Consider the following 24,841-nt stretch of genomic DNA (forward strand, 5'->3'; position numbering starts at 1 on the left):
CAAGGGACAGGCTGCCTCTGCCGCGGGCAGGGACGGCTGCTCACGTCCTCTTGATCCGCCGTCCCATCGCGTTATATCCCGGTTTTCCCCTTTTGATTGACCGGGTAAACGCATGACGACGTCAGATTCAGCTGTGCATACGCAGCCCTTCCAGGCCGAGGTTTCCGAGCTGCTGCACCTCATGGTGCACTCCGTCTATTCGGAGACCGACATCTTCCTGCGCGAGCTCGTCTCCAACGCCTCGGATGCCTGTGACAAGCTCCGCTACGAGGCGATCGAAAGTCCCGCGCTGCTGGGCGAGGGCGACGCGCTCAAGATCCGCATCATCCCGAACAAGACGGCCGGAACGCTCACGATCGCCGATAACGGCATCGGCATGGAGCGGCAGGAGCTGATCGACCATCTCGGCACCATCGCCCGCTCCGGCACCAAGGCGTTCGTCTCGAAGCTGAAGGAGGCCAAGGACGGCCTCGGCCTGATCGGCCAGTTCGGCGTCGGCTTCTATTCCGCCTTCATGGTCGCCGACAAGATCATCGTGGTCAGCCGCCGCGCCGGCGAGAGCGACGTCTGGAGCTGGACGTCCTCCGGCGGCTCCGGCTTCGAGATCGCGCGGGCCAGCGAGGAAGACGCGGCGCGCGTGACACGCGGCACCGAGATCGTCCTGCACCTGAAGGACGACGCCAAGAAATATCTCGAGACCTACGAGATCGAGCGCATCGTCGGTGCCTATTCCGACAACATCCTGTTTCCCATCGAGCTGGTGCCGGAAGAGGGCGAGCCGCGCCAGATCAACTCGGCGAGCGCGCTGTGGCAGCGATCGAAATCGGAGCTTTCAGCCGAGGACTACAAGAAGGCCTATCAGCAGATCGCCTCCGCCTTCGACGACCCTGCGATGACGCTGCACTACCGCGCCGAGGGCCGCTACTCCTACGCCGTGCTGCTGTTTGCGCCGTCGACAAAGCCGTTCGACCTGTTCGAGCCCTCGCGCAAGGGGCGCGTCAGGCTCTATGTCCGCCGCGTCTTCATCACCGATGATGCCGATCTGCTCCCGGGCTATCTGCGCTTCATCCGCGGCGTCGTCGACAGCGAGGATCTTCCGCTCAACATCTCGCGCGAGATGCTCCAGAACAATCCGCAGCTCGTGCAGATCCGCAAGGCCGTGGCGACCCGTGTCGTGTCCGAGCTCGAGGGCCTCGCCGAGAAGGACGCGGAGAACTTCGCGAAGATCTGGGATGCTTTCGGCGCGGTGCTGAAAGAGGGCATCTACGAGGATTTCGAGCGTCGCGAAAAGCTGCTGGCGCTGTCGCGCTTCACCACCACGACGGGCGAGAAGCGGTCGCTGAAGCAGGTTGTCGCCGATTTCAAGCCGAACCAGACCGAGATCTATTATCTCGTCGGTGACAGCATCGAACGGCTGAAGTCCAACCCGCGGCTCGAGGCGGCGACCGCGCGCGGCATCGAGGTGCTGCTGCTGTCCGATCCGGTCGATGCCTTCTGGACCTCGATGCCGACGGAGTTCGAGGGCAAGCCGCTGAAGTCGCTGAGCCAGGGCGATCTCAATCTCGACCTGATCCCGCGCGTCGACGCGACGGACGAGGCGAAGAAGGACGAGCCGGAGGCGGACGAGGCCGCCACCATCGCGGTCATCAAGGCCGCCCTCGGCGAGCGCGTCAGCGACGTCAAGGCGTCCACGCGCCTCACCAGCTCGGCCTCCTGCCTCGTTGCCGACAGCCAGGGTCCGAGCCGCGAACTCGAGCGTATCCTGTCGCAGCAGAACCGCGGCATGCGCGCCAAGCCGGTCCTCGAGATCAATCTGCGCCATCCGATGGTGGGGGCGATCACCAAGGCTCAGGCCGGCTCCAAGGCGGTCGACGATCTCAGCTTGCTCCTGCTCGAGCAGGCACAGATCCTGGACGGCGAGTTGCCGGAGGACCCGGCGGCGTTTGCGGCGAGGTTGAACCGGCTCGTGTTGCAGGGGCTCGGCGGATAGCGCCGCGGCGCACCGCCTCACCTTGCCGTCATCTGTACTTCGGAACAGTCGCCTCCGGCGTGGTGTTATGCCATATCAGGCCGTCGGCATCCGATCCGCCGACGCTACCGATTCGAGGATGTCTCCATGCGTTTGCCGATCCTGACCCTCACCGCGATTGTCACGCTGTTTGCTGCGGCAGATGCGCGCGCCCAGACCTATGATCCGCGCTATCCGGTGTGCATGCACGTCTACACGCCCGGCGGTTGGGGCGGCGGCGGCGACTATTACGACTGCTCCTTCACCTCGCTGCCGCAGTGTCGCGCCACGGCGTCGGGCCGCTCCGCGAGCTGCGACCTCAATCCCTATTACGCTTTTGACGAGCCTCCGCCGCCGCCGCGCCGGCGTCACAAGAAGGTGCAACAATAGCGATCCGCGATGCGGCACGCTGGAGCACTGCTCATGCGTTTCTCGTTCGGCCTGGTCGTAAGCATCGGTGCGGTGGTCGCGGCCGCGCCGTCGCATGCGCAAACCTTCGATCCCCGCTATCCCGTCTGCATGCACGTCTATTCCGGCTCGAGCGGCGGCGGCGGGGAGTGGTATGACTGCTCCTTCACCTCGCTGCCGCAGTGTCGCGCCACCGCGGCGGGCCGCGCCGCGACCTGCGATCTCAATCCGTATTATCCGGTCAGCGTGCCGTCGCCGCGCCAGCGTCACAGGCGAAGCGGCTAGCGCTCACTCCGCGGCCACCAATCCCTGTGCTTTCACCAGTCGCCAGCGCCTCCTGCGGTTGACCCAGATCAACGCGCGGAATTGCAATCCTCGTCACCCTCGTCCCGAAGCTCGGCATCAGGAGCCCGGCATCACGCCGGCCTGTTAGATCGGGCGCTTGAGGCGAGGACATCTGCATGAACAAGCGCACCGTTATCACGCTCATCGGCGCGACCTTTGGTTTGATCGCCGTTTCCCAGCCGGCCCGCGCGGACATGATCGCGCGTTACGAATGCAGCACCGCCGGTTTCTATAGCCAGGAGCCGATCGGCGACCGCCCCGACCACAATTTGGTGACTCAGGACTACGTCTGCGTCGGTGTCGATGGCCTGCTGAAGGGCGCGGTCTATTCCGCCTCCAATGCGGTGGAATGGGACGGCCCAAAAGCGACCATCGTATTCGGTGGTGGCGTGCACCGGATTCCCGGTGGACGTCTCGTCACGCAACTGATCGAAGGCTCCGCTCAGGCGGTCATGAAGGACGGCAAGCCCATTGGCGTCGAGTCCTCGGGCAAGGGGATCGTCAAATTCGGTTCGGGTCCGTTCGCCGGGTTGAGCGGCAAAAGCGTCAAGTTCGTCACCACTCCCGTCAATCCAATCCGGTTCAACCTCGAATTCACGGCAGACTGACGCCGCTGCGGAGGCGTGGCTTGCACCTCGGGAAACGCTATTCCTTCTTGATCCCCGAAAGCTCGACCACCTTGCGCCAGCGCTCGGTCTCCGCCGTCAGCATGCCGCCGAACTCGCCGGCATTGCCGTGCAGCGGGATCGCGCCGAGTTCGGCGATGCGGACCTTGATCTCGGCGTCGGAGAGCGCGGTGTCGATCTCGCGATTGAGAAGATCGACGATCTCGCGCGGCGTGTCGTGCGGGGCGCCGACGCCGTAGAATGAGCTCGTCTCGTAGCCGGGCAGCGTCTCCGCGATCGGCGGCGCGTCCGGCAGGATCTCTGAACGCTCGCGCGTGGTGACGCCGAGCGCGCGCAGCTTTCCGGCGCGCACCAGCTCGAAGGACGAGGTGACGTTGTCGAACATGCCCTGGATCTGGCCGCTCATCACGTCGGTCAGGCCCGGCGCCGAGCCGCGATAGGGGACGTGGGTGAACCGCACGCCGGCCAGCGACTTGAACAGCTCGCCGGACAGATGCAGCGAGGTGCCGATCCCGGAGGAAGCGATCGACATCTTGCCGGGATTGGCCTTGGCGTAGGCGATGAAGTCGGCGACGGTCTTCACCGGCAGGTCGTTGTTGACGACCAGCACCAGCGGAATCCGCGCGACGCCCGCGATCGGCGCGATGCTCTTGGCGAAATCATACGGCAGCGAAGGATCGAACGAGGCGTTGATCGCGTTCGCGGTCGAGGTCAGCAGCAGCGTGTAGCCGTCAGGGGCGGACGTGATGACCGCCTGCGTCCCGATATTGCTGCCGGCGCCCGGCTTGTTCTCGACGACGAAGGTCTGGCCGAGCCGTTCGGACAGGCGCTGGCAGAGCAGCCGCGACAGCACGTCGGTGGCGCCGCCCGGGGCATAAGGCACCACCCATTTCACGCTGCGCGATGGATAGGAGGGGGTGCCGATCGCAAAGGCGCGCGGCGCAACGAGCGCAGCGACGGCACAGGCGGCGGTGTGGAGGAAATGTCGCTTGGTGATCATGGTCGTCTCCAGTTCCCCTGTCCCCGCAGCCGAGGCGAGGACACGCGCAGCGCGCCCAAATGACTCGTTTTGCTATCGCAAGAATTGCGCTGCGGCGCACGCCGATCCCATCGGCTTGGTAAAGGATGACTAGAGTTAATCGCGCACTAACCGGCTTTTACCTTGTCTCTTAACACCTGGGCAGGGCGCGCGGGCTAAGCTGGGGGAACCAGCAGACACGTTCCGAAAGCATGAACGGCATGACCACCGGCGTCATCGAGCAACCGAAGGCCGCGCGCGCGCCATCGGCGTCAAAGATCTGGCTGAAGGCGATCGAGCTGACCGCGCGGATCGAGACGCTGCCGGGCCGGCTGTTTGCCGACGTCGTCGACGATTGGGCGCAGCGTCAGCCCGACCGCGTCGCGCTGATCACGGATGACGCAGCGCTCGACTACGAAGGTTTGTCGAAACGCATCAACCGCTATGCGCGCTGGGCGCGCTCGGTCGGTGTGAGCAAGGGCGAAACTGTCGGCCTGATCATGCCGAACGGCCTCGACTATGTTGCCGCCTGGCTCGGCATTAGCCGGATCGGCGGTGTGGTCGCGCTGATCAATACAAAGCTTGTCGGGCAATCGCTCGCGCATTGCCTCGATGTCGCGAGGCCCCTGCACATCATCGTCGCGCACGACCTGGTGGAGACGCTGGAGAGTGCGAAGCCACATCTGAAGACCGAGGCCGAGGTCTGGACTCATGGCGATGCCCGCAGCGAGCGGGCCATCGACGTCGCGCTTGCCGCGCTCGACGACGGCCCGCTTTGTCCCGGAGAGCACGGCGACGTCACCATCGATGATCGCGCGCTGCTGATCTACACGTCCGGCACGACAGGCCTGCCCAAGGCCGCCAGCATCAGCCATCGCCGCATCCTCAACTGGGGCTTTTGGTTCGCCGGCCTCACCGGCGCCGGCCCACAGGACCGGCTCTACGATTGTCTGCCGCTGTTCCACTCGGTCGGCGGCATCGTCGCGCCGTGCAGCATGCTGGCCGCCGGCGGCTCGGTGGTGATCGCGGACAAATTCTCGGCGTCGAATTTCTGGTCCGACATCGTGCGGCACGACTGCACGCTGTTTCAGTATATCGGCGAGCTCTGCCGCTATCTGCTCAAGGCGCCGCCGTCGGAATACGAGAACCGCCATCGGCTGCGGCTCGTCTGCGGCAACGGCCTGCGCGGCGACATCTGGGAGGACTTTCAGACCCGCTTCGCCATTCCTCGCATCCTCGAATTCTATGCGGCGACCGAAGGCAATTTCTCGCTGTTCAACGTCGAGGGCCAGCCCGGCGCGATCGGCCGTATCCCGCCGCTGCTCGCGCATCGTTTCCCCGCGAGCCTCGTCAAGCTCGACCCTGACAGCGGCGCGCCGTTGCGCAATGAAGAGGGTCTTTGCATCGCCTCCGCCCGTGGCGAGGCGGGCGAGGCCATCGGCCGCATCGGCACGGCGGACCAGGGCGGCGGCCACTTCGAGGGCTACACGGACGCCGGGGAGACCGAGAAGAAGATCCTGCGCGATGTCTTCGCCAGGGGCGATGCCTGGTTCCGCACCGGCGATCTGATGCGGCTCGACGACAAGGGCTTCTTCCATTTCGTCGATCGCATCGGCGACACCTTTCGCTGGAAGGGCGAGAACGTCGCGACCTCGGAGGTCAACGACGCCGTGCGCGATTTTACCGGCGTCATCGACGCCACCACTTACGGCGTCAGCATCCCCGGCACCGACGGCCGCGCCGGCATGAGCGCAATCGTCGTGAACGAGGGTTTTGACGTCACCGCACTGTCTGCCCACCTTGCGCAGCGCCTGCCAGCTTACGCCCGCCCGGTTTTCATCCGCATCTCGCGCGAGCTCGATGCCACCGAGACCTTCAAGCAGAAGAAGGGTGAGCTCGCCCGCGAGGGCTTTGACCCGGGCGCGATCTCCGGTCCGCTCTTCATGCTCGATCCGAAGTCAGGTGCCTATGTGGCGCTGGACGGGGAGGCGTATGCGGCAATCTCGGAGGGCGCGATCCGGCTGTAGCCCAACCAAAATCCGCCAGATAGGTCCAATTTTATCTGAATTGTCCAAGAAGCCATTTACTTCTGTCGAGTAAACAGACGGCCATGGGGAGGCGGTCATCAAGAGCCGCCGCAAGACATACGATCGATCAACAAAGCAAGAGGCAAGCCAGCCATGTCGGTAAGGTCCAAGGTCATTGAAGCGATCCAGCAGATCGCCAAGGAACAGCACGTCGCGCTTCCCGCGCTCTCGGACGATCTGTCCCTGCACGAGACGGGTTTCGACTCGCTCGCCTTCGCGATCCTTGTCGCTCGGCTCGAGGACGAGACCGGTGTCGATCCGTTCACCATTTCCGAGGACGCAGCGTTCCCCGCCACGGTCGGCGATTTCGTGCGGGCCTACGAAAATGTCCCCGCGTGAGATCTTTGCGCTTCGCGATCATCTCGGCGCGGAGCTGAAGGGCCGTACGCTGTCGGATGCGCACGATGTCGTGTCGCTGACCGACATCCTGTCGCAGACGGTCCTGGGCGGCCGCCTGCGCGAGCTGTCCGGCCGCGCGGTGCTGCTCAAATTGTCCGACCAGCTCCGGTCGGGCCTTGCCATGATCGAGCTCGACGGCGTCGCCCGCCGCATGCTGCTGTGTCCGCCCGATCTCAATCCGGCGTATCTGGACGCGCTGATCGCGGATGCCGGGATCGATGCCGTCGTCACCGACGAGCCCGATCGCTGGGCTGAGACCGGCGTGCCGCTGGTCGTCACCGCACAATTGCCGCTTCAAGCCACCGCGCCCGCGCAGACCGAGCGCGCCACCGAATGGCTGATGCTGACCTCGGGCACGTCAGGCGTGCCGAAGATCGCCGGCCATACGCTGGAAGCGCTGACCGGCGCGATCGTCGCCGAAGGCCCCGCGCGCGGACCGGCGCCGGTGTGGGCGACGTTCTACGACATTCGCCGCTATGGCGGCCTCCAGATCTTCCTCCGCGCCATCCTCTCCGGCGGCTCCATGGTGCTGTCGGATCCGCATGAGGCCCTCGCCGATCACGTCGCTCGGCTGAACGCGCGCGCGGTCTCCCACATCTCCGGCACGCCCTCGCACTGGCGCAAGCTTCTGATGAGCGGCTCGGCCGCGCAATTCGCGCCGGCTTACGTCCGTCTCTCCGGCGAGATCGCCGACCAGGCGGTGCTCGACGGCCTGAAGGCGGCATTCCCGAATTCCTCGGTCGGCCATGCCTACGCCTCGACCGAGGCCGGTGTCGGCTTCGCCGTGAATGACGGGCTCGAAGGCTTTCCGGCCGACTATCTCGGCAACCGCAACGGCGTCGAGATGAAGGTCGTGGACGGCTCGCTGCGCATCCGCTCGACGCGCACCGCACATGCCTATATCGGCCGCGACGCCGCCGCGCTCACCGATGATGACGGATTTGTCGACAGCGGCGATATTGTCGAGCTGCGCGGGGACCGCTATTATTTCGTCGGCCGCCGCGGCGGCATCATCAATATCGGTGGGCTGAAGGTCCACCCCGAGGAGATCGAGGCTGTCATCAATCGCCATTCCGACGTCCGGATGTCGCGGGCCAAGTCGCGGAAGAGTCCGATCACCGGCGGCATCGTGGTCGCCGACGTGATCCTCGCCGACGGCACCGACCAGGCGCGCGCGAAGGAGATTCGCGACCAGATCCTGGATCAATGCCGCGCGCAGCTCGCTTCCCACAAGGTGCCGGCGGTGATCCGCTTCGTCGAGACGCTCGACGTCACCCCGGCCGGCAAACTGGCGCGCACCGATGCATAATGTCCTCGTCACCGGCGGCAGCCGCGGTATCGGCCTTGCGATTGGCAAGCGTCTGGCTGGCGCCGGCTACAACGTGATTGCCGCGGCGCGCCGCGAGAGCGACGAGCTCAGGGCCGCCATTGGCGAGTCCGAGGGTCGTCTGCATTTCCGAGCCTGCGATCTCGCGGTGATCGACGCGATTCCCGCTTTCGCAAAGCTCGTGCGCGACGAATTCGGCCCGATCTACGGCCTCGTCAACAATGCCGGCCTCGGCACCGAAGGCCTGCTCGCGACCATGCACAATTCCGAGATCGAGGCGCTGGTGCAGCTCAACGTGCTGTCGCCGATCATTCTCACCAAATATGTCGCACGGCAGATGATGGCCGATGGTGCCGGCCGCATCATCAACATCTCCTCGATCATCGCGACGACCGGCTATAACGGCCTGTCCGTCTATGGCGCGACCAAGGCGGCCGCCACCGGCTTTACCCGCTCGCTCGCGCGTGAAGTCGGCAAGCTCGGCATCACCGTGAACGCGATTGCGCCTGGTTTCATCGACACCGAGCTGACTCACAATCTCTCCGACGAAGGACGCAAACGCATCGCGGGCCGAAGTGCATTGCGCCGGCTGCCGGAGACGGAAGACGTCGCACGGATGGTGGAATATCTGCTCGGCGATGGCGGCCGCAACGTCACGGGCACCGTGTTCACGGTCGACGCCGGGAACACGGCGTAAGGCGGAACTTCACCGCCACAATTGCATTGATTCGGCGCAATGACATTCGACCGGATTTGGTCGTAAGATGCCCCCGCAATCGATTGGGTTACGTCAATCGATCTGCCCCAATCGACAGGGAGCAGTGCATGACCATGCGAAACATGACCGCTTCAAATCAGGGCCGGACGGAGCAATCGCGCGCGAAGCTGGACGACGTCCGTTGTCCGCCGATGACGCACCAGAATTCCGGCGATCACGGTCACGAGATGTACCCGCAGCAATTCGTGCGCTTGGTCGGCTGCCATGACGCGTCTCACGACGCCTTGCGCAACCGTGAGGATGAGAAGCTGCACTAGTCGCTCACGTCCGAGGCTTAGGCAGGTCAATCCGTTCGTGTGAGAATTCCGGCGGCCCTTCGGTGAGGCGGCGGATGCGACGCTCGCGTTCGTCCTCCGGCAATGCGGGATCGAGCAGTCCCTCGATCTCATGCACCGCGAGCTCCTCGAGCCTGGTCGCGTCCGAGACGACCGTGGACCCCGATGCCGGTGTGGGAGGCGCGATCCTCAGGCCGAACTCGACCAGCTTGCAGATCGCATCCGAGCGCGACAGTTGATGGGCCTCCGCCCAGGCATCGACGGTGGCGGTCAGCAGCTCCGGCATTTTCACCGCACTGATCACGTCCAGCCCCGTGCGTCGGCGTACCGGCGAGGTGGAGTCCTTGCTACCAAAATCAGACACCCCGATCATCCCGCGCAACCATTTCAGATGGCTCAACCGTAAACGTCATTTTCGGCCGGCTGTTTGATGCTGATCAATGACAAGCTGCGGCATTGCGGCGCGGTGCGATCTTGTTGTCCGCCGCCATTTCGGCCAATGATCGGGACTTCGAGGGGGCGCCAGCCGGCGAACCCGGATCGGTCCTGCCACGTACTTCTCCTGGACGCGTCCAACCATTCGGCATCATCCGATGACATCAGGCGAATCCTTCTATGGCGGCATCCCCGTCTTCCGCGGCTTCACCAGCCTGATGGACCCCGCGCTCTATGCGTCGCTGCCGGATGACTGGAGCATCGGTGTCGCCGACATCGTCGATTCCACCAAGGCGATCGCGGCGCAGCGCTACAAGGCGGTCAACATGGCCGGCGCTGCCGTGATCGCGGCGGTGACCAATGCGCTTGAGGGACGGGAATTCCCCTTCGTGTTCGGCGGTGACGGCGCGAGCTTTGCGGTCGCGCCCGGCGATCTCGATCGCGCCCGGGACGCGCTGGCTGCGACCGCGACCTGGGTACGGGAGGATCTCGATCTGACGATGCGTGTTGCGCTGGTGCCGGTGAGTGCGATCCGGGCGCAAGGTCTCGACGTGCGCGTCGCGCGCTTCGGTCCGTCGGCGAACCTGTCCTATGCGATGTTCTCCGGCGGCGGGCTCGCCTGGGCCGACGCCGCGATGAAGCGCGGTGAGTTCGCCGTCGCTGAGGCGCCGGCCAGCACGCAGCCGGATCTGTCCGGCCTGTCCTGCCGCTTCGAGGTGATTCCGGCCTCGCGCGGCCTGATCCTGTCCGTTCTGGTGATGCCGGCACGCGGCGCGGACCCGCCGGCGTTCCGCAAGGTGATCGAGGACATCATCCACCTCGTCGAACGCAGCCCGGACGGCGCCCGCCCGGTGCCGCCACAGGGGCCGCCGCTGAAATGGCCGCCGCAGGGGCTGGACTACGAAGCCCGCACCAAGCGCGGCGGCCCGCTGCTCGCGCGCCGCGCCGGCGTGCTGGCCTACACGCTGTTCGCCTATCTGATCATGCGCTTCGACATCAAGGTCGGCGGCTTCGTGCCCAACCTCTACAAACGTCAGGTGGTCGAGAACTCGGACTTCAGGAAATATGACGACGGCCTGCGCATGATCCTCGACTGTACACCCGAGCTCGAACGCGCCCTCAGCGATCGTCTTGCGGCTGCCGCGCGCGAGGGCGTCGTGCGCTACGGCCTCTACCCGCAGGACGCCGCGATGATGACCTGCTTCACGCCGTCGGCGCTGCGCAGCGACCACGTGCACTTCATCGACGGCGCGCGGGGCGGCTACGCCTCGGCGGCGACGGCGCTGAAGGCGATGATGGCTTGAAGCGCTAGCGTCCCGCGCGCGTCCAGGTTTCGCCCCCGCAAAGCGCGCCGACGCAGCCTTCGACCCGCAGCGAGTCTGCACCCGTGACCGAGACGCTGCTCGCATAGGTGCTGCCGTCGTCGGCATTGTAGATCTGGCCCGACCATTTGTTCGGGCCGGACGGCTGCATGCCGCTGAACAACGGCAGGCCGATCATCGGCCGTCTCGCCAGCGCGGGATTGGGATTCTTGCTGTCGGTGGCGGGCTGGCCGGTCGCGGTGTCCATGGGTTCGCGCAGCCAGACGATAACGCCGCAGAGGCCGCCGCCGCACTTGCTGATCTTGACGCGGGCGTCGCCGGCCTGCGTGAGCCAGGTCCCGTCGGCGCTCTGCGCTTGGGCGGCGGTCGCGCCAAGCAGCGCAGCCAGAAGGACGACGAGAGTAGCGAATCTGGAAATCATGGAGAGGCCCCGAAGTGGAGCGCCTCCATAGCAGCCCAGCAGGATAGTGCAACGCTGGATGGAATCACATTCCCGCGCTTACTTGCCTGCGCTCATTTGCCCCAGCGCGCGAAAGCGACGGAGACCGCGGTCGACAGTCCGAACACCACCATCGCGCCGCCGACCAGCGCGAACAAGGTCCAGGCCGGCGCTTGCGCCATCATGAGGACGCCGCCGCCGATCGCGACGATCAGAAGCCGCGCGGTGGAGGCCAGCACCGGTCCGCCGACGCGCGCGGCGCCCTGTGAGGAGAAGTACAGCGACACGCCCATGCCGAAGAACGCGAAGGCCGGGCCGGCCCAGTGGAAATAGCTGTGCGCGGCGGCGGTGACGCCGGGGTCGGCGGTGAAGAGCGAGGCCCACAACGCGGGATCGAGCGCGATGACGAGTCCGATCAGGCCGACGGTGAGGGCGGACGCCGCGGCTGCGGTCCAGGCCACGCGCCGTGCGCGCTTCACTTGTCCGGCGCCGATCGCCATGCCGACCATCGGCACCGAGGCGATGCCGAAGGCGAAGGTGATCGGGATCAGCAGAAATTCCAGCCGCGAGCCGATGCCGTAACCGGCCAGCATCTCGGTGCCGAACGTCGCCAGGATCCTGGTGAAGATCAGAATGGTGAGCACGGTCTGCAGCGGCGAGAGGCAGGCGACCGCGCCCACCTTGAGGATGTCCAGGAACATCGCGCGCTCAAAATAAAACGCGCGGAAATCCAGCGGCAGCCGGCTGCGGCCTGACAAGAGATACCAGAGGAAGAAGACCGCGGCGCAGGTGAATGCGATCAACTGGCCGGCGGCGACGCCCGGCATGCCGAATTGCTTCACGCCGAACAGGCCGAGCCCCAGCGTGCCGCCGAGCGCGATCTGGAGCACGCTTGCCCCGATCAGTGTCATCGAGGGCAGGCGCATGTCGCCGGTGCCGCGGATCACCGAGGCCAGCGTGTTGACGAGCCAGATCGCGACCGCGCCGGAGAACAGCACCTGCGAATAACCGCAGGCTTCCTCGAGCACGCGCTCGCGGCCGCCGAGCAGCGTGAAGAACGAGCGGCCGAAGACCAGCATCGTTACCGTGAAGAACAGCCCGCCGCAGAGGCCGATGATGGCGGCATGCAGCGCCAGCGTCGCGGCGCGGTCGCGATCCCCGGCGCCGAGCGCGCGGCTGATCGCGGATGAGACGCCGCCGCCCATCGCGCCCGCGCTCATCATCTGCGTCAGCATCGCGAACGGGAACACCAGCGCGATCGCCGCGAGCGGGATGGTGCCGAGCCGGCCGATATAGGAGGTCTCGGCGATCGCAACCAGCGTGCTGCCGACCATCGCGATCATGTTGGGGATCGCGAGCCGCAGCAGCATCGGCAGGATCGGCGCCGTCAGCAGGCTGGCGATGGGGGAGGCGACCGGTGCACGCGGCGGGGCGGCGTCTATGGGGGCGTCGATCGTCATGTCCACGGTGCGGAATATTGGATGATGACCGACATATTACAGGGCGTGGCTCTCTGGCACCAGCCCTCCGGTCACGCAGGGCTCACCAGGGCAAGCCGCATAGGTCGATGGTGCCCAGCGTCGGCGCGCGGACGATGTTGAAGACGTACGGCGCCATGTAGTCGAAGCGGATCCGCCCCTCCGGCTGCTCGCAATAGACCTCGCCCTTGAAGGGCAGCCAGCTGCGGGATTCGTAGAACGCAAAATTGTGCGGCTCGCAGAACAGCAGCGCGAAGCGGACCGCCTCGTTGGCGCGCATGGTGTGCACCGCCGCGTCGATAGCCATGGTGGCGTAGCCGCGACCGCGCCGGTCCTCGCGCGTGCAGACGCCGCCGATGCCGCCGGCGTGAACCTTCTGCCCGTTCCAGGTGACGGTGCGAAAGTAGACGCCGACGTGGCAGACGAGGCCGTCCTCGGGCGTCTCGAGCAGCACGCGAAGATGGGCGTTGTCCCATTTGACGTGAGCCCAGGGCTTGTCCGCGACCACATGCGGTCCCCAGACCGCCTGATGCAGCGGCTCGGTGATCGGCCACGAGGCGTCGCCGTTCAAGATGTCGATCTCGATGGTCATGGCTTCGTCCTTCGCAGCTCCGCTTCGTGGCGCATTCGTTCTGTCATAAGCGCTTCAAAGGCAACGATATTTTATGGCGAACCGCACGGCTGATGACCAGCGCGTGCTGCGACGATTTTATGCAATCCAGCCAAGCGGCACCCATCACGCGTTTTCGCAAATTCTGAGGTATTTAACGGCCGCGGAACCTTCTATAAGGGATGACCGTTAGAACACGTTCCCCACCCAGTTGCGGACAAGAACCCATGACCTTTACGCTGCCCCCTCTCCCTTACGCCTATGACGCCCTCGGCCAGTTCATGTCGAAGGAGACGCTCGAATTCCACCACGACAAGCATCATCAGGCCTACGTCACCAACGGCAACAACGCGCTCAAGGGCACCGAATGGGAAGGCAAGTCCCTTGAGGAGATCGTCAAGGGCTCGTTCGGCAAGAACCCCGCGGTGTTCAACAATGCCGGCCAGCACTACAACCACATCCACTTCTGGAGCTGGATGAAGCCCAATGGCGGCGGCACCAAGCTGCCCGGCAAGCTCGAGAAGAAGATCAACGAGGACCTCGGCGGCTTCGAGAAGTTCAAGACCGACTTCCAGGCGGCCGGCGTCGGCCAGTTCGGCTCCGGCTGGTGCTGGCTCCAGGTCAAGAACGGCAAGCTCGAGATCTCCAAGACCCCGAACGGCGAGAATCCGCTGGTGCACGGCGCCACCCCGATCCTCGGCTGCGACGTCTGGGAGCACTCCTACTACATCGACTATCGCAACCGCCGTCCGGACTATCTCAAGGCGTTCGTCGAGAACCTCGTGAACTGGGAATACGTCGAGTCCCTGTTCGACAAGGCGTAAGGCTTTACTCCGTCATTCCGGGGCGATGCGTAGCATCGAACCCGGAATCTCGAGATTCCGGGTTCGGCTTCGCCGCCCCGGAATGACAGACAAGGCGGTCGCATGCGCGGCCGCCTTTTTGCTGTGCGGAATTGATTGAACCAGTCCTGCGCCATGCGCGCATCGGTCTGTGATCGTACCGTTTGCATCGCATGGACGGCGCCCTTAATCAGGACGGGCATCACCATCGAGCCGCCCCACACCCGTTGTCAGACCCTTCCCCGAAAGACCCGGCGCCTGCCGAGGACGCGGAGTCCGAGCCGCGGCCGGGCCGTGTGCGCAAGCCGATCGGCTGGTCGACGATCATCATCGCGGTCCTGGTGGCGGTCAGCGCGGCGCTGGTGTGGCGGCGTGACGGCACCGACGGCGTTCTGGACATTCTCACCCACGACCTCTCGCTGTTCGGCGGCATCCTGCCGCGCGTGCTGGCCGGCTGCCTGCTCGGCGCCTTCATCTCCGAGATCCTGCCGCACGAGAAAGTCTCGCGCTCGCTCGGGCCGCAATCCGGCCTAAAGGGCCTTCTGATCGGTACCGCCTTCGGCGCGATCCTGCCGGGCGGTCCCTTCACCGCCTATCCCGTGGCGAGCGCGCTGCTGGCGGTCGGCGCCGATTTCGGCGCCACCATCGCCATGGTCGTGAGCTGGACCCTGATCGGCTACGGCCGGGCGGTCGCCTGGGAAATCCCGATCATGGGCACCGATTTCACGCTGTGGCGGATCGTCATCTCGCTGCCGCTGCCGGTGCTCGCAGGCGGCCTCGGCCGCTTCGTCTATGTCCGGCTCTATCCGAAGCGTGACAGCGATGAGGAGGCGAGTTGAGCGCGGCGCTCCTCATCGACATTCTGCTATGGGGCTCGGTCTTCGGCGTCGGCCTGATCGCCTTCCGTCGCGGCCCTCCGGTGTTCAAGGCCTCGCTGCGCGAAGGCTCGATGGACTTCATCAACATCGTGCCGCGGATCGCGTTGGGGGTGATCGGCTCCGGCTACATCGCCGCCATCATCCCCCAGGAGGTGATCACCGGCTGGCTCGGACCGGACAGCGGCTGGCTGGGGGTCGCGACCGCCGTGGTCGCCGGTGCCGCCACGCCCGGCGGCCCCGTGATCGGCTTCTCCATCGGGACCGTGGCGCTGAAGTCGGGCGGCGGGGTGCCGCAAGTGGTCGCCTATGTCGTCGCCTGGGCGCTGTTTGCCTTCCAGCGGGTGATTTTGTGGGAAATCCCGTTCATGCCGGCCCGTTTCGTCTGGTTCCGTTGCGCCGTTTCGGTGCCGTTCCCGTTTGTGGCGGCCGCCATCGCGATGGTGATCGGCAAGCCCTGAGCCCGGCGTGGACAGGCGTAATGTTATAATATAACGTCCAGACATGGTTCCCGCCGCGTCCCACGCCCACCATCACGACCATGCCCACGGCCATTCTCATGGCGACGCGCATTCGCACGGGCACGACCACACCCATGCCCACGTCCATGACGCGACCTCGCCGCATCCGGCCCAAGCGGCGCCCTGGTCGATCCTGCGCATGACCATGGCGGGCCGCCTCTCGGCCGCCGTTGCCGTCTGCGCCGTGCTCTGGGGCATCGTCTTTCTGGCAATGAGGTGACGATGGCGGCGCTGCATTTCCACAACGTCACGCTGGGCTACGACCGGCATCCGGCCGTGCACCATCTCAACGGCGAGGTTGCGCCGGGTGCGCTGGTCGCCGTGATCGGCCCGAACGGCGCCGGCAAGTCGACCCTGCTGCGCGGCATCGTCGGCATCCTCAGGCCGCTCGACGGCAGCATCCATCTCGGCGGGCTCGACTCCCGCGATATCGCCTATCTGCCGCAGAGCGCGGAGATCGACCGCAGCTTCCCCATTTCGGTGTTCGACTTCGTCGGCACCGGCCTGTGGCGCGGCACCGGCCTGTTCGGCGGAATCGGCAAAGCCGCGCGCGAAAAAATCCTCCGCGCGATCGGCGCCGTTGGGCTGAATGGCTTCGAGAACCGCCCGATCGGCACGCTCTCCGGCGGTCAGATGCAGCGCGTGCTGTTCGCGCGCGTGTTGCTCCAGGACGCGCGGTTGATCGTGCTCGACGAGCCCTTCAACGCCATCGACAGCAAGACCACGACCGACCTGCTCGCGCTGGTGAAGCGCTGGCACGGCGAGGGCCGCACGGTGCTCGCCGCGCTGCATGACATGGAGATGGTGCGCAGCCATTTCACCGAGACCCTGGTGCTGGCGCGCGGCCCTGTGGCATGGGGCCCGACGGCGGAGGTGCTGACGCCGGAGAACCTCATGGTCGCGATGCGGATGTGCGAGGCGTTCGACGACAGCGCCGCGGCCTGCGCGGCCGACGATGCCCGCTCGCGGGCGGCGTGACCGCAAATGCTCCATGACGCGCTGATCGGTCCGTTCACCGAATTTGAGTTCATGCGGCGCGCGCTTGCCGCCGTGATCGCGCTGTCGCTCGCGGGCGCGCCGATCGGCGTATTCCTGATGCTGCGACGGATGAGCCTCGTCGGCGATGCCATGGCGCATGCGATCCTGCCGGGCGCGGCGGTCGGCTTCCTGCTCTCCGGTCTCAATCTGTTTGCAATGACGGCCGGCGGCCTGTTCGCGGGCTTTGCGGTCGCGATCCTCGCCGGTGTGGTCGCGCGCTCGACCGGGCTGAAGGAGGACGCGTCGCTCGCGACCTTCTACCTGGCCTCGCTGGCGCTGGGGGTGACCATCGTCTCGATCAAGGGCACCAATATCGACCTGCTGCACGTGCTGTTCGGCAACATCCTCGCGATGGACGACCAGACGCTGCTGGTGGTCGCCTTCAACGCCACGGTGACGCTGCTGGTGCTCGCCGTGATCTACCGCCCGCTGGTGATCGAGAGTGTCGATCCGCTGTTCCTGCGCACTGTCAGCCGGGCCGGGGGGCCTGCGCATCTCGCTTTCCTCGCGCTCGTCGTGATCAACCTCGTCAACGGCTTTCAGGCGCTCGGCACGCTGCTCGCGGTGGGGCTGATGATCCTGCCGGCCGGCATCGCGCGGTTCTGGTCGCGCGATCTCACGGCGATGATCTGCATCGCGGTCGTCGCCGCCGCAGTCTCGGGCTATGCCGGCCTCGTGCTGTCGTTCCAGACCCGCGTGCCGTCGGGCCCTGCTATCATTCTGGTCGCGACCGTGCTCTACATCGTCTCGGTGCTGTTCGGCCGTGTCGGCGGTATCGTCCGGCAACTGTTTCCCGGCCGGCATCTGGAAGCGTGACCGCAATGCGCTTCCTTCTGCTCCTTGCCTTGCTGCTGACCGCCTCGCCGCTGCATGCCGCGGAACGGCTCAACGTCGTCGCCAGCTTCTCGATCCTCGGCGACTTCGTCCGCAACGTCGGTGGAGACCGGGTCAGCGTCACCACGCTGGTCGGCCCCGACAGCGACGTCCATGTCTACACACCGGCGCCAAGCGATGCGAAGCGGATCGCGGACGCAAAGTTCGTTGTCGTCAATGGGCTCGGCCTCGAGGGCTGGCTGCCGCGCCTCGTGCAATCCTCCGGCAGCAAGGCAACGGTCGTCACCGCCAGCGCCGGCATCGCGCCCCTGAAGCTTGGCTCGGCTGCCGATCCGCATGCCTGGCAGTCCGTCCCCAACGCCAAGGTTTACGTGACGGATATCGCCAACGCGCTGGCCGCGGCCGATCCCGAGGACGCGGAGTTCTTCCGCGCCCAGGCCAAGGCCTATCTGGAAAAGCTCGAAACGCTCGACCGCGAGGTGCGCGAGGCCGTTGCGAAAATTCCGCCCGAGCGGCGCAAGGTGATCTCCACCCATGACGCCTTCGGCTATTTCGCTGCCGAATACGGTATCCAGTTCATCGCGCCGCTCGGCGTCTCCACCGAAACCGAGCCCAGCGCGCGGGACATCGCCGCCATCATTGGCCAGATCAAAGGCCAGAAGATCCCGGCGGTATTCTTGGAGAATATCAGCGACGACCGCCTGATCCGGCGGATCGCGGCCGAGACCGGGGCAAAGGTCGGCGGGACCTTGATTTCGGACGGTTTGACGGGTGAAAAGGGGTCCGCACCCACTTACATTGACATGGTCAGGCACAATATAAAGGCCCTGACCAGCGCGCTTGACCACTAGGGCAGGGGCCACCCCGCCTCGCGTCGCGCGAAAGAGCCCGACCCCGGAGTAGTTATGTCTGAAGCGACCTCCCAGAAAATTCCCGTGACCGTCCTGACCGGCTATCTCGGCGCCGGCAAGACAACGCTTTTGAACCGCATCCTTTCGGAAAACCACGGCAAGAAATACGCCGTCATCGTCAACGAGTTCGGCGAGATAGGCATCGACAACGACCTCATCATCGGCGCCGATGAGGAAGTGTTCGAGATGAACAATGGCTGCATCTGCTGCACCGTGCGCGGCGACCTCGTGCGCATCATGGACGGGCTGATGAAGCGCAAGGGCAAGTTCGACGCCATCATCGTCGAGACCACGGGCCTTGCCGATCCGGCGCCGGTGGCCCAGACCTTCTTTGTCGACGAGGACGTGCAGAAGAACGCGCGCCTCGACGCGGTGGTGACGGTTGCCGACGCCAAATGGCTGTCCGACCGTCTGAAGGACGCGCCCGAGGCCAAGAACCAGATCGCCTTTGCCGACGTCATCGTGCTGAACAAGACCGATCTCGTCACCAAGGGTGAGCTCGCCGAGGTCGAGGCCCGCATCCGCGCCATCAACCCCTATGCGAAACTCCACCGCACCGAGCGCTGCTCGGTGGCGCTGGCCGACGTGCTCGACCGCGGCGCGTTCGACCTCGACCGCATCCTCGACATCGAGCCGGACTTTTTGGAGGCCGACGATCACGACCACGACCATGATCATCACCACCACGGCCACGACCATCATCACCACGATCACGGCCACGGCCTGAAGCACTATCACGACGAGGACATGCAATCGCTGTCGCTCAAGACCGACAAGCCGCTCGACCCGAACATGTTCATGCCCTGGCTCCAGAACCTGGTGCAGGTCGAGGGCGGCAAGATCCTGCGCTCCAAGGGCATACTCGCCTTCCACGACGACGATGACCGCTACGTCTTCCAGGGCGTCCATATGATGCTGGAGGGTAACCACCAGCGGAAATGGAAGGACGGCGAGCCGCGCGAGAGCCGCCTCGTCTTCATCGGCCGCGAATTGCCGGAAGAGGCCATCCGCAAGGGTTTTGAGAGCTGCATCGTCTCGTGATGAAAGAGTTTACGCCCGCCCCCGATTCCGCCTCGATCGTCTCCGTCACCGACCGCGTCAAGCCGGTCGCGCTCGGCATGGGCGTGACGTCGGTGCATTTCCTCGGTGACCGCGCCGCCTTCGTCGGCGGCGAGGAGAACGTCGCGTTCGTCGATAGCCAGGGCGAGATCACCACCGTCGCCGTCCACGGCGGCGGCATTCTCTCGACCGCGTCCGACGGCAAGCGCCTCGTCATGGGCGGCGACGACGGCAAGGTCGTGTCGCTCGATGCCAAGGGCGAGGTGACGTTGCTCGCCACCGACCCCAAGCGCCGCTGGATCGACGCGGTGGCGCTGCACGCGGACGGGGCCTTCGCCTGGTCCGCCGGCAAGACGGCGACCGTCAAGAGCGGCAAGACCGAGGAGAAGTCGCTCGAGGTGCCCTCGACCGTCGGCGGGCTTGCGTTCGCGCCGAAGGGCCTTCGGCTCGCGATTGCGCATTACAACGGCGCGACGCTGTGGTTTCCGAACATGGCGGCATCAGCCGAATTCCTGCCCTGGGCCGGCTCGCATCACGCGGTGACCTTCAGCCCGGACAACAAATTCCTGGTCACCGCGATGCACGAACCGGCGCTGCACGGCTGGCGGCTGGCCGATAACCGCCACATGCGCATGACCGGCTATCCCGGCCGCGTTCGCTCGATGTCCTGGAGCGCGGGCGGCAAGGCGCTTGCGACCTCGGGCGCCGATACCGTCATCCTGTGGCCGTTCGGCAGCAAGGACGGCCCGATGGGCAAGGAGCCCGCGATGCTCGCGCCGCTGCAGGCGCGCGTCTCGGTCGTCGCCTGCCATCCCAAGAACGACATCCTCGCCGCCGGTTACAGCGACGGCACCGTGCTGATGGTGCGGCTGGAGGACGGCGCCGAGATCCTGGTCCGCCGCAATGGCACACCGCCGGTGGCGGCGCTCGCCTGGAACGCCAAGGGCACGCTGCTGGCGTTTGCGGATGAAAATGGGGACGGCGGCCTGCTGGAGCTTTGAACTGTCATCGTTCCGGCCGTATAGGGGGCCATGCGGTTTCTGACGACGTTCCAGATTGCTGATTTCGCCGACACGCTGGTCAGCCTGTTCACGGCCTTCGTGCTGGGCACGCTGATCGGCGCCGAGCGGCAGTATCGCCAGCGCACCGCGGGCCTGCGCACCAACGTGCTGGTCGCGGTGGGTGCGGCCGCCTTCGTCGATCTCGCCATGCACCTGACCGGGGCCGACGGCGCGGTGCGCGTGATCTCCTACGTCGTCTCCGGCATCGGCTTCCTCGGCGCCGGCGTTATCATGAAGCAGGGCATGGACGTGCGCGGGCTCAACACCGCGGCGACGCTGTGGGCCTCGGCCGCGGTCGGCTCCTGCGCCGGCGCCGACATGGTCGCGCAGGCGGCCGCGCTGACCGTGTTCGTCATCGCCGGCAACACCATGCTGCGCCCGCTGGTCAACGCCATCAACCGCATTCCGCTGAACGAGAAGACTTCGGAGGCGACCTACTATTTCAAGCTCGCGGTGGCGGCGGATGCCTTGCCCGACATGCGCGACCGGCTGGTCGAGAAGCTCGAGGGCGCAAAATATCCGGTGGCCGATATCGACGTGGTCGAGACCGGGGACGATCTGATCGAGATCGTCGCAAAGCTGGTCGCGACCGCGGTCGATCCGAACGAGCTGAACGCGGTGGCGACCGATCTTCAGCACCTGCCGGGCGTGCGCCACGCCACCTGGGAAGTCAGCACAACGGACTGAGGGCATGGCCGAACAGGCTCGCGGACTGTTTATGCGATTGTGCCGCCTAGCAATCCTGCGGATTGCGCTCTCGTCAGTTGTGCCGTTCATCGCTCCGGCGCATGCCGACAGAATCGGCTATGAGGGCGTCGTCGATATCTCGGCTGAGGCGGGGACGCTTCGCGCCGAACATCATCACGATTGGGGCTATAGTAGCGAAAAATCACGCTGGAAGATGATCTCTTCGACAAGAGACCCCTTCACCGCGGACAATGACTATTCCTATCTGCGCTTGCACGACACCACGACCGGTACAGAGTTATTTCGCCGCCCCGTTCCGGCACTGACATACATCTGGATTTCGCCCAATCTGAAATACGTTGTCGGGCTTTCGCACATCATGCTTTGGAATCCGTGCCAACTCGTTGTTTTTTCCAAGTCGGGCGATCGCTTGCTTGAACGGGACATGGTCAGCGCGGATTGGCCGGGAGTAAGATGGAGCGCGTCAAATTGGATTTACTGGTACAAAGAGCCCGCGCCGAAGATCGCCATCGCTGACGACGGGACTAACGCCACGCTCACAATCGAAGATCCGCTTGGGGTTCCCCGTCAGTTTCAGTTCCCGGCGGCTCGCTAGCCGCGGCGGAACCGGTGCGCTCCAATTTCGTTGATCCCGCGGACAAAGGCGGTGATCGACATGCCCGGCCAATATGACAAGCGCAGACTGAAAATCGACCTGATGATCGCCTGTTCGCTGTTTGCTGCCGGCGTCGTGGTGTCAGGCCTGTCGCTGGCGCAAATCCGCGCCGAGAGCCGGATGCAGACGGCGCAGGCGACAGGGCCGCTCCAGGGCACGCCGTCCGACGATCAGAGCAAGACTCCGGCTGAATCAAAGCCCGGCGGAGACCGGCCGACCACACCGGCGCCCGAGCCCGCGCGCCCCGATCCGAAGACGCAAGGCGCAGCCACCAAGCCGGCACTGCCGGCGGCGCCCGCGGAGAAGATCGCGCCGCCGATCAGGGAGAAGTAGCCCGACGGCCGGCATATTGTGACGCGCATTTGACGACCGATGCTAATTATACGATCTCGCATCGGCAGGCGGCCCGATCCATAATCCGTCACGCCAACGACAGATGGGGCCTCCCATGAAGATCGAAGACGTCCGCCGCACCGCTTATTCGATGCCGCTCACCAATCCGGCATTTCCGCCGGGGCCATATCGCTTCTTCGACCGCGAGTATTTCATCATCACCTACAGGACCGATCCCGAAGCCCTCGCCACCATCGTGCCCGAGCCGCTTGAGGTGGCGGAGCCGTTGGTGAAATACGAATTCATTCGCATGCCAGACTCGACCGGATTCGGCGACTACACCGAAACCGGGCAGGTGATCCCGGTCCGCTTCAAGGGCGAGGAGGGCGGCTACACCCACGCGATGTATCTGGACGACGAGGCCCCGATCGCCGGCGGCCGCGAGTTGTGGGGCTTTCCGAAGAAGCTCGCGAGGCCCAAGATCGAGGTCGAGAGCGACGTCCTGGTCGGCTCGCTGCATTACGGCTCGGTACTCTGCGCTTCGGCCACGATGGGTTACAAGCACCACAAGGTCGACCACGACACGGTGCTGAAGTCGATGGCGTCGCCGAACTTCATCCTGAAGATCATCCCGCATGTCGACGGCAGCCCGCGGATCTGCGAGCTGGTGCGCTTTCATCTCGATGACGTCGTGCTGAAGGAAGCGTGGACTGGCCCTGCCGCACTCGGCCTGTTTCCCCACGCACTCTGCGACGTCGCCCGCCTGCCGGTGCGCGAGGTGATCTCGGCGCTGCATTTCAAAGCGGACCTGACGCTCGGGCTCGGCAGCGTGGCGTTCGATTACATGGCCAAGTAACGAACGTCATTCCGGGGCATCGCGCCAGCGATGAACTATGGTGCGCACTCGCGCACCTGAGAATCTCTTGCTAGGAACTTCGAGATCCCGGGTCTGCGCGCCTGGCGCGCATCCCGGGATGACCCCTTCGGGGTCAACGCACCAGAATATTCCGGAACTGCCAGGGATCGCTGGTATCGATATCTTCCGGAAACAGTCCTGGACGGTCCGTCAGCGGCGTCCAGTCGGTGTAGAAACCCTTCACCGGGCCGAGATAGGGCAGCTGGATTTCCAGCAGGCGATCGAAATCCATCTCGTCGGCTTCGACGATGCCCTCGTTCGGGTTTTCCAGCGCCCACACCATGCCGCCGAGCACGGCGGAGGTCACTTGCAGGCCGGTGGCGTTCTGATAGGGCGCCAGTTTGCGGGTCTCCTCGATGGAGAGCTGCGAGCCGTACCAGTAGGCATTGTTGTCATGGCCGAACAGCAGCACGCCGAGCTCGTCGATGCCGTCGACGATTTCGTTCTCATCGAGGATGTGGTGCTTTTCCTGCATCTTCGCGGCGCGGCCGAACATCTCATGCAGCGACAGCACGGCATCGTCAGCCGGATGATAGGCGTAGTGGCAGGTCGGCCGATAGACCGCCTTGCCCGAGGCGTCACGCACCGTGAAGTAATCGGCGATCGAGATCGACTCGTTGTGGGTGACGAGGAAGCCGTACTGCGCGCCGCGGGTCGGGCACCAGGTGCGCACGCGCGTGTTGGCGCCGGGCTGCATCAGATAGATGGCGGCGCCGCAGCCGGCTTCGTGGGTCCGCGCATTCTCGGGCATCCATTTTTCATGGGTGCCCCAGCCGAGCTCGGACGGCTGCACGCCTTCCGACAGGAAGCCTTCCACCGACCAGGTGTTGACGAAGACGTCAGGCTCTTTCGGCTTCTTGGAGCGCTGGGTGTCGCGTTCGGCGATGTGGATGCCCTTGATGCCGGCCTGCCGCATCAGGTCCGCCCATTCGGCCTTGGTCTTCGGCTTGGGGGCATTGAGCTTCAGGTCGGCGGCGACATTGAGCAGCGCCTGCTTGACGAAGAAGGACACCATGCCGGGATTGGCGCCGCAGCAGGAGACGGCCGTGGTCGAGCCCGCCGGGCGCGCCTTCTTGGCGGCCAGCGTCACTTCGCGCAGGGCGTAGTTGGAGCGCGCTTCCGGGCCCTTCGACGAATCGAAATAGAAGCCGAGCCAGGGCTCGTTGACGGTATCGATATAAAGAGCGCCGAGCTCGTTGCAGAGCTCCATGATGTCGGTCGAGCCGGTATCGACCGAGAGATTGACGCAAAAGCCCTGGCCGCCGCCCTCGGTGAGCAGCGGGGTCAGCAACTCGCGGTAATTGTCCTTGGTCACGCCCTTCTGGATGAAGCGGACATTGTGCTTCTCGCAATGTGCCTTGCGGCCCTCGTCCTTGGGATCGATCACGGTGACGCGCGACTTGTCGTAGTCGAGATGCCGCTCGATCAGCGGCAGCGTGCCTTTGCCGATGGAGCCGAAGCCGACCATGACGATGGGACCAGTGATCTTCGCGTAGATCTGCGAGGCGGGGCTCATGGGATGGTTTCTCCGGA

29 protein-coding genes are annotated in these 24,841 nt (G+C 65.3%); 23 read left to right on the forward strand and 6 right to left on the reverse strand.

All coding sequences use genetic code 11. The features are described from left to right. Positions 1–112: 112 nt before the first annotated feature. The 4 genes from htpG (at position 113) to AB5K84_RS06695 (ending at position 3,369) form a co-directional block, all read left to right on the forward strand. Complete coding sequence (gene htpG, locus AB5K84_RS06680) at positions 113–1,990, forward strand: molecular chaperone HtpG (protein WP_011090513.1); 1,878 nt, start codon at positions 113–115, stop codon at positions 1,988–1,990. Between the two features lie 126 nt (positions 1,991–2,116). After that, positions 2,117–2,398, forward strand: coding sequence for a DUF3551 domain-containing protein (locus tag AB5K84_RS06685; protein WP_028173828.1), 282 nt, complete (start codon positions 2,117–2,119; stop codon positions 2,396–2,398). A 33-nt stretch (positions 2,399–2,431) separates the two neighbouring features. Then, positions 2,432–2,701, forward strand: coding sequence for a DUF3551 domain-containing protein (locus AB5K84_RS06690; protein WP_038966154.1), 270 nt, complete (start codon positions 2,432–2,434; stop codon positions 2,699–2,701). A gap of 176 nt (positions 2,702–2,877) precedes the next feature. Beyond that, positions 2,878–3,369: a hypothetical protein gene (locus tag AB5K84_RS06695; protein ID WP_011090511.1), complete on the forward strand. Its 492-nt coding sequence runs from the start codon at positions 2,878–2,880 to the stop codon at positions 3,367–3,369. Positions 3,370–3,406: 37 nt separating this feature from the next. On the opposite strand, the gene AB5K84_RS06700 is transcribed toward AB5K84_RS06695, so the two are convergent. Further along, entirely contained in the window at positions 3,407–4,387 is a 981-nt protein-coding gene (locus AB5K84_RS06700) for a Bug family tripartite tricarboxylate transporter substrate binding protein (protein ID WP_011090510.1), read from the reverse strand. Between the two features lie 230 nt (positions 4,388–4,617). On the opposite strand from AB5K84_RS06700, the gene AB5K84_RS06705 reads away from it, so the two are divergent. The 5 genes from AB5K84_RS06705 to AB5K84_RS06725 all read left to right on the forward strand — a co-directional run bounded on the left by AB5K84_RS06705 (position 4,618) and on the right by AB5K84_RS06725 (position 9,253). Next, entirely contained in the window at positions 4,618–6,432 is a 1,815-nt protein-coding gene (locus tag AB5K84_RS06705) for a long-chain-acyl-CoA synthetase (protein ID WP_011090509.1), read from the forward strand. Between the two features lie 153 nt (positions 6,433–6,585). Next, positions 6,586–6,831 carry an acyl carrier protein gene (locus AB5K84_RS06710; protein WP_007597226.1) on the forward strand — a complete coding sequence of 82 codons (246 nt, stop codon included), beginning with the start codon at positions 6,586–6,588 and terminating at the stop codon, positions 6,829–6,831. Then, entirely contained in the window at positions 6,818–8,200 is a 1,383-nt protein-coding gene (locus AB5K84_RS06715; RefSeq protein WP_038966155.1) for a class I adenylate-forming enzyme family protein, read from the forward strand. Before AB5K84_RS06710 ends, AB5K84_RS06715 begins: the two co-directional genes overlap by 14 nt. Beyond that, on the forward strand, positions 8,193–8,915 hold the full coding sequence (locus AB5K84_RS06720; protein WP_011090507.1) for an SDR family NAD(P)-dependent oxidoreductase: 723 nt from the start codon (positions 8,193–8,195) through the stop codon (positions 8,913–8,915). Before AB5K84_RS06715 ends, AB5K84_RS06720 begins: the two co-directional genes overlap by 8 nt. A gap of 128 nt (positions 8,916–9,043) precedes the next feature. Next, the gene (locus tag AB5K84_RS06725) at positions 9,044–9,253 is read left to right on the forward strand and encodes a hypothetical protein (RefSeq protein WP_011090506.1); all 210 of its coding nucleotides are present in this window, start codon (positions 9,044–9,046) and stop codon (positions 9,251–9,253) included. Positions 9,254–9,257: 4 nt separating this feature from the next. On the opposite strand, the gene AB5K84_RS06730 is transcribed toward AB5K84_RS06725, so the two are convergent. Beyond that, positions 9,258–9,644, reverse strand: coding sequence for a hypothetical protein (locus AB5K84_RS06730; protein ID WP_011090505.1), 387 nt, complete (start codon positions 9,642–9,644; stop codon positions 9,258–9,260). Between the two features lie 220 nt (positions 9,645–9,864). Between AB5K84_RS06730 and AB5K84_RS06735 the strand changes: the two genes are divergently transcribed. Next, positions 9,865–11,010, forward strand: coding sequence for a DUF3095 domain-containing protein (locus AB5K84_RS06735; protein ID WP_011090503.1), 1,146 nt, complete (start codon positions 9,865–9,867; stop codon positions 11,008–11,010). 4 nt (positions 11,011–11,014) lie between these two features. Here AB5K84_RS06735 and AB5K84_RS06740 read toward each other — a convergent pair whose 3' ends face one another. From AB5K84_RS06740 to AB5K84_RS06750, 3 genes are all read right to left on the reverse strand, one after another. After that, entirely contained in the window at positions 11,015–11,449 is a 435-nt protein-coding gene (locus tag AB5K84_RS06740; protein WP_011090502.1) for a DUF2147 domain-containing protein, read from the reverse strand. 92 nt (positions 11,450–11,541) lie between these two features. Further along, complete coding sequence (locus AB5K84_RS06745; RefSeq protein ID WP_063921555.1) at positions 11,542–12,927, reverse strand: MATE family efflux transporter; 1,386 nt, start codon at positions 12,925–12,927, stop codon at positions 11,542–11,544. Positions 12,928–13,009: 82 nt separating this feature from the next. Then, entirely contained in the window at positions 13,010–13,537 is a 528-nt protein-coding gene (locus AB5K84_RS06750) for a GNAT family N-acetyltransferase (RefSeq protein WP_011090500.1), read from the reverse strand. 245 nt (positions 13,538–13,782) lie between these two features. On the opposite strand from AB5K84_RS06750, the gene AB5K84_RS06755 reads away from it, so the two are divergent. The 13 genes from AB5K84_RS06755 to AB5K84_RS06815 all read left to right on the forward strand — a co-directional run bounded on the left by AB5K84_RS06755 (position 13,783) and on the right by AB5K84_RS06815 (position 23,248). After that, entirely contained in the window at positions 13,783–14,379 is a 597-nt protein-coding gene (locus AB5K84_RS06755; protein WP_014491764.1) for a superoxide dismutase, read from the forward strand. A gap of 245 nt (positions 14,380–14,624) precedes the next feature. Beyond that, positions 14,625–15,236, forward strand: coding sequence for a permease (locus AB5K84_RS06760; RefSeq protein WP_038966159.1), 612 nt, complete (start codon positions 14,625–14,627; stop codon positions 15,234–15,236). Next, the gene (locus tag AB5K84_RS06765; RefSeq protein ID WP_008138982.1) at positions 15,233–15,733 is read left to right on the forward strand and encodes a hypothetical protein; all 501 of its coding nucleotides are present in this window, start codon (positions 15,233–15,235) and stop codon (positions 15,731–15,733) included. The genes AB5K84_RS06760 and AB5K84_RS06765 overlap by 4 nt, the downstream gene beginning before the upstream one ends. Positions 15,734–15,776: 43 nt before the next feature. Beyond that, positions 15,777–16,013 (forward strand): hypothetical protein, encoded by a 237-nt coding sequence (locus AB5K84_RS06770; RefSeq protein ID WP_028173842.1) that lies wholly within the window; start codon positions 15,777–15,779, stop codon positions 16,011–16,013. A 2-nt stretch (positions 16,014–16,015) separates the two neighbouring features. Beyond that, on the forward strand, positions 16,016–16,771 hold the full coding sequence (locus AB5K84_RS06775) for a metal ABC transporter ATP-binding protein (protein ID WP_028173843.1): 756 nt from the start codon (positions 16,016–16,018) through the stop codon (positions 16,769–16,771). 6 nt (positions 16,772–16,777) lie between these two features. Beyond that, positions 16,778–17,647, forward strand: a complete 870-nt coding sequence (locus AB5K84_RS06780; protein ID WP_011090495.1) for a metal ABC transporter permease — start codon at positions 16,778–16,780, stop codon at positions 17,645–17,647. A gap of 5 nt (positions 17,648–17,652) precedes the next feature. Further along, positions 17,653–18,516 (forward strand): metal ABC transporter substrate-binding protein, encoded by an 864-nt coding sequence (locus AB5K84_RS06785; RefSeq protein WP_038966160.1) that lies wholly within the window; start codon positions 17,653–17,655, stop codon positions 18,514–18,516. A gap of 54 nt (positions 18,517–18,570) precedes the next feature. Next, on the forward strand, positions 18,571–19,617 hold the full coding sequence (locus tag AB5K84_RS06790; protein ID WP_011090493.1) for a CobW family GTP-binding protein: 1,047 nt from the start codon (positions 18,571–18,573) through the stop codon (positions 19,615–19,617). Then, positions 19,617–20,636 carry a WD40 repeat domain-containing protein gene (locus AB5K84_RS06795; RefSeq protein WP_063921554.1) on the forward strand — a complete coding sequence of 340 codons (1,020 nt, stop codon included), beginning with the start codon at positions 19,617–19,619 and terminating at the stop codon, positions 20,634–20,636. The genes AB5K84_RS06790 and AB5K84_RS06795 overlap by 1 nt, the downstream gene beginning before the upstream one ends. A 30-nt stretch (positions 20,637–20,666) precedes the next feature. Beyond that, positions 20,667–21,383, forward strand: coding sequence for an MgtC/SapB family protein (locus AB5K84_RS06800; RefSeq protein WP_011090491.1), 717 nt, complete (start codon positions 20,667–20,669; stop codon positions 21,381–21,383). Between the two features lie 4 nt (positions 21,384–21,387). Next, positions 21,388–21,999 (forward strand): hypothetical protein, encoded by a 612-nt coding sequence (locus AB5K84_RS06805; RefSeq protein ID WP_011090490.1) that lies wholly within the window; start codon positions 21,388–21,390, stop codon positions 21,997–21,999. A 60-nt stretch (positions 22,000–22,059) separates the two neighbouring features. Further along, a complete protein-coding gene (locus AB5K84_RS06810; protein WP_038966167.1) occupies positions 22,060–22,392 on the forward strand; it encodes a hypothetical protein in 333 nt (110 codons plus the stop codon). Between the two features lie 115 nt (positions 22,393–22,507). Then, a complete protein-coding gene (locus AB5K84_RS06815) occupies positions 22,508–23,248 on the forward strand; it encodes an acetoacetate decarboxylase (protein ID WP_038966163.1) in 741 nt (246 codons plus the stop codon). A 133-nt stretch (positions 23,249–23,381) separates the two neighbouring features. Here AB5K84_RS06815 and AB5K84_RS06820 read toward each other — a convergent pair whose 3' ends face one another. Beyond that, positions 23,382–24,824, reverse strand: a complete 1,443-nt coding sequence (locus AB5K84_RS06820; protein ID WP_011090487.1) for a homospermidine synthase — start codon at positions 24,822–24,824, stop codon at positions 23,382–23,384. Positions 24,825–24,841 lie beyond the last annotated feature (17 nt).

This window comes from Bradyrhizobium sp. 1200_D9_N1_1 (assembly GCF_052075915.1).
Taxonomy (GTDB): Bacteria; Pseudomonadota; Alphaproteobacteria; order Rhizobiales; family Xanthobacteraceae; genus Bradyrhizobium; species Bradyrhizobium diazoefficiens.

What these genes read in the sequence shown, in the direction of transcription:
- AB5K84_RS06715 (WP_038966155.1), top strand. Translation starts at nt 6,818, where the DNA reads ATGTCCCCGCGTGAGATCTTTGCGCTTCGCGATCATCTCGGCGCGGAG.
- AB5K84_RS06805 (WP_011090490.1), top strand. Translation starts at nt 21,388, where the DNA reads ATGGCCGAACAGGCTCGCGGACTGTTTATGCGATTGTGCCGCCTAGCA.
- AB5K84_RS06735 (WP_011090503.1), top strand. Translation starts at nt 9,865, where the DNA reads ATGACATCAGGCGAATCCTTCTATGGCGGCATCCCCGTCTTCCGCGGC.
- AB5K84_RS06820 (WP_011090487.1), bottom strand. Translation starts at nt 24,824, where the DNA reads ATGAGCCCCGCCTCGCAGATCTACGCGAAGATCACTGGTCCCATCGTC.
- AB5K84_RS06790 (WP_011090493.1), top strand. Translation starts at nt 18,571, where the DNA reads ATGTCTGAAGCGACCTCCCAGAAAATTCCCGTGACCGTCCTGACCGGC.
- AB5K84_RS06690 (WP_038966154.1), top strand. Translation starts at nt 2,432, where the DNA reads ATGCGTTTCTCGTTCGGCCTGGTCGTAAGCATCGGTGCGGTGGTCGCG.
- AB5K84_RS06695 (WP_011090511.1), top strand. Translation starts at nt 2,878, where the DNA reads ATGAACAAGCGCACCGTTATCACGCTCATCGGCGCGACCTTTGGTTTG.
- AB5K84_RS06780 (WP_011090495.1), top strand. Translation starts at nt 16,778, where the DNA reads ATGCTCCATGACGCGCTGATCGGTCCGTTCACCGAATTTGAGTTCATG.
- AB5K84_RS06705 (WP_011090509.1), top strand. Translation starts at nt 4,618, where the DNA reads ATGAACGGCATGACCACCGGCGTCATCGAGCAACCGAAGGCCGCGCGC.
- AB5K84_RS06775 (WP_028173843.1), top strand. Translation starts at nt 16,016, where the DNA reads ATGGCGGCGCTGCATTTCCACAACGTCACGCTGGGCTACGACCGGCAT.
- AB5K84_RS06755 (WP_014491764.1), top strand. Translation starts at nt 13,783, where the DNA reads ATGACCTTTACGCTGCCCCCTCTCCCTTACGCCTATGACGCCCTCGGC.
- htpG (WP_011090513.1), top strand. Translation starts at nt 113, where the DNA reads ATGACGACGTCAGATTCAGCTGTGCATACGCAGCCCTTCCAGGCCGAG.
- AB5K84_RS06785 (WP_038966160.1), top strand. Translation starts at nt 17,653, where the DNA reads ATGCGCTTCCTTCTGCTCCTTGCCTTGCTGCTGACCGCCTCGCCGCTG.
- AB5K84_RS06800 (WP_011090491.1), top strand. Translation starts at nt 20,667, where the DNA reads ATGCGGTTTCTGACGACGTTCCAGATTGCTGATTTCGCCGACACGCTG.
- AB5K84_RS06795 (WP_063921554.1), top strand. Translation starts at nt 19,617, where the DNA reads ATGAAAGAGTTTACGCCCGCCCCCGATTCCGCCTCGATCGTCTCCGTC.
- AB5K84_RS06685 (WP_028173828.1), top strand. Translation starts at nt 2,117, where the DNA reads ATGCGTTTGCCGATCCTGACCCTCACCGCGATTGTCACGCTGTTTGCT.
- AB5K84_RS06815 (WP_038966163.1), top strand. Translation starts at nt 22,508, where the DNA reads ATGAAGATCGAAGACGTCCGCCGCACCGCTTATTCGATGCCGCTCACC.
- AB5K84_RS06700 (WP_011090510.1), bottom strand. Translation starts at nt 4,387, where the DNA reads ATGATCACCAAGCGACATTTCCTCCACACCGCCGCCTGTGCCGTCGCT.
- AB5K84_RS06770 (WP_028173842.1), top strand. Translation starts at nt 15,777, where the DNA reads ATGGTTCCCGCCGCGTCCCACGCCCACCATCACGACCATGCCCACGGC.
- AB5K84_RS06750 (WP_011090500.1), bottom strand. Translation starts at nt 13,537, where the DNA reads ATGACCATCGAGATCGACATCTTGAACGGCGACGCCTCGTGGCCGATC.
- AB5K84_RS06720 (WP_011090507.1), top strand. Translation starts at nt 8,193, where the DNA reads ATGCATAATGTCCTCGTCACCGGCGGCAGCCGCGGTATCGGCCTTGCG.
- AB5K84_RS06745 (WP_063921555.1), bottom strand. Translation starts at nt 12,927, where the DNA reads ATGACGATCGACGCCCCCATAGACGCCGCCCCGCCGCGTGCACCGGTC.
- AB5K84_RS06725 (WP_011090506.1), top strand. Translation starts at nt 9,044, where the DNA reads ATGACCATGCGAAACATGACCGCTTCAAATCAGGGCCGGACGGAGCAA.
- AB5K84_RS06740 (WP_011090502.1), bottom strand. Translation starts at nt 11,449, where the DNA reads ATGATTTCCAGATTCGCTACTCTCGTCGTCCTTCTGGCTGCGCTGCTT.
- AB5K84_RS06810 (WP_038966167.1), top strand. Translation starts at nt 22,060, where the DNA reads ATGCCCGGCCAATATGACAAGCGCAGACTGAAAATCGACCTGATGATC.
- AB5K84_RS06710 (WP_007597226.1), top strand. Translation starts at nt 6,586, where the DNA reads ATGTCGGTAAGGTCCAAGGTCATTGAAGCGATCCAGCAGATCGCCAAG.
- AB5K84_RS06730 (WP_011090505.1), bottom strand. Translation starts at nt 9,644, where the DNA reads ATGATCGGGGTGTCTGATTTTGGTAGCAAGGACTCCACCTCGCCGGTA.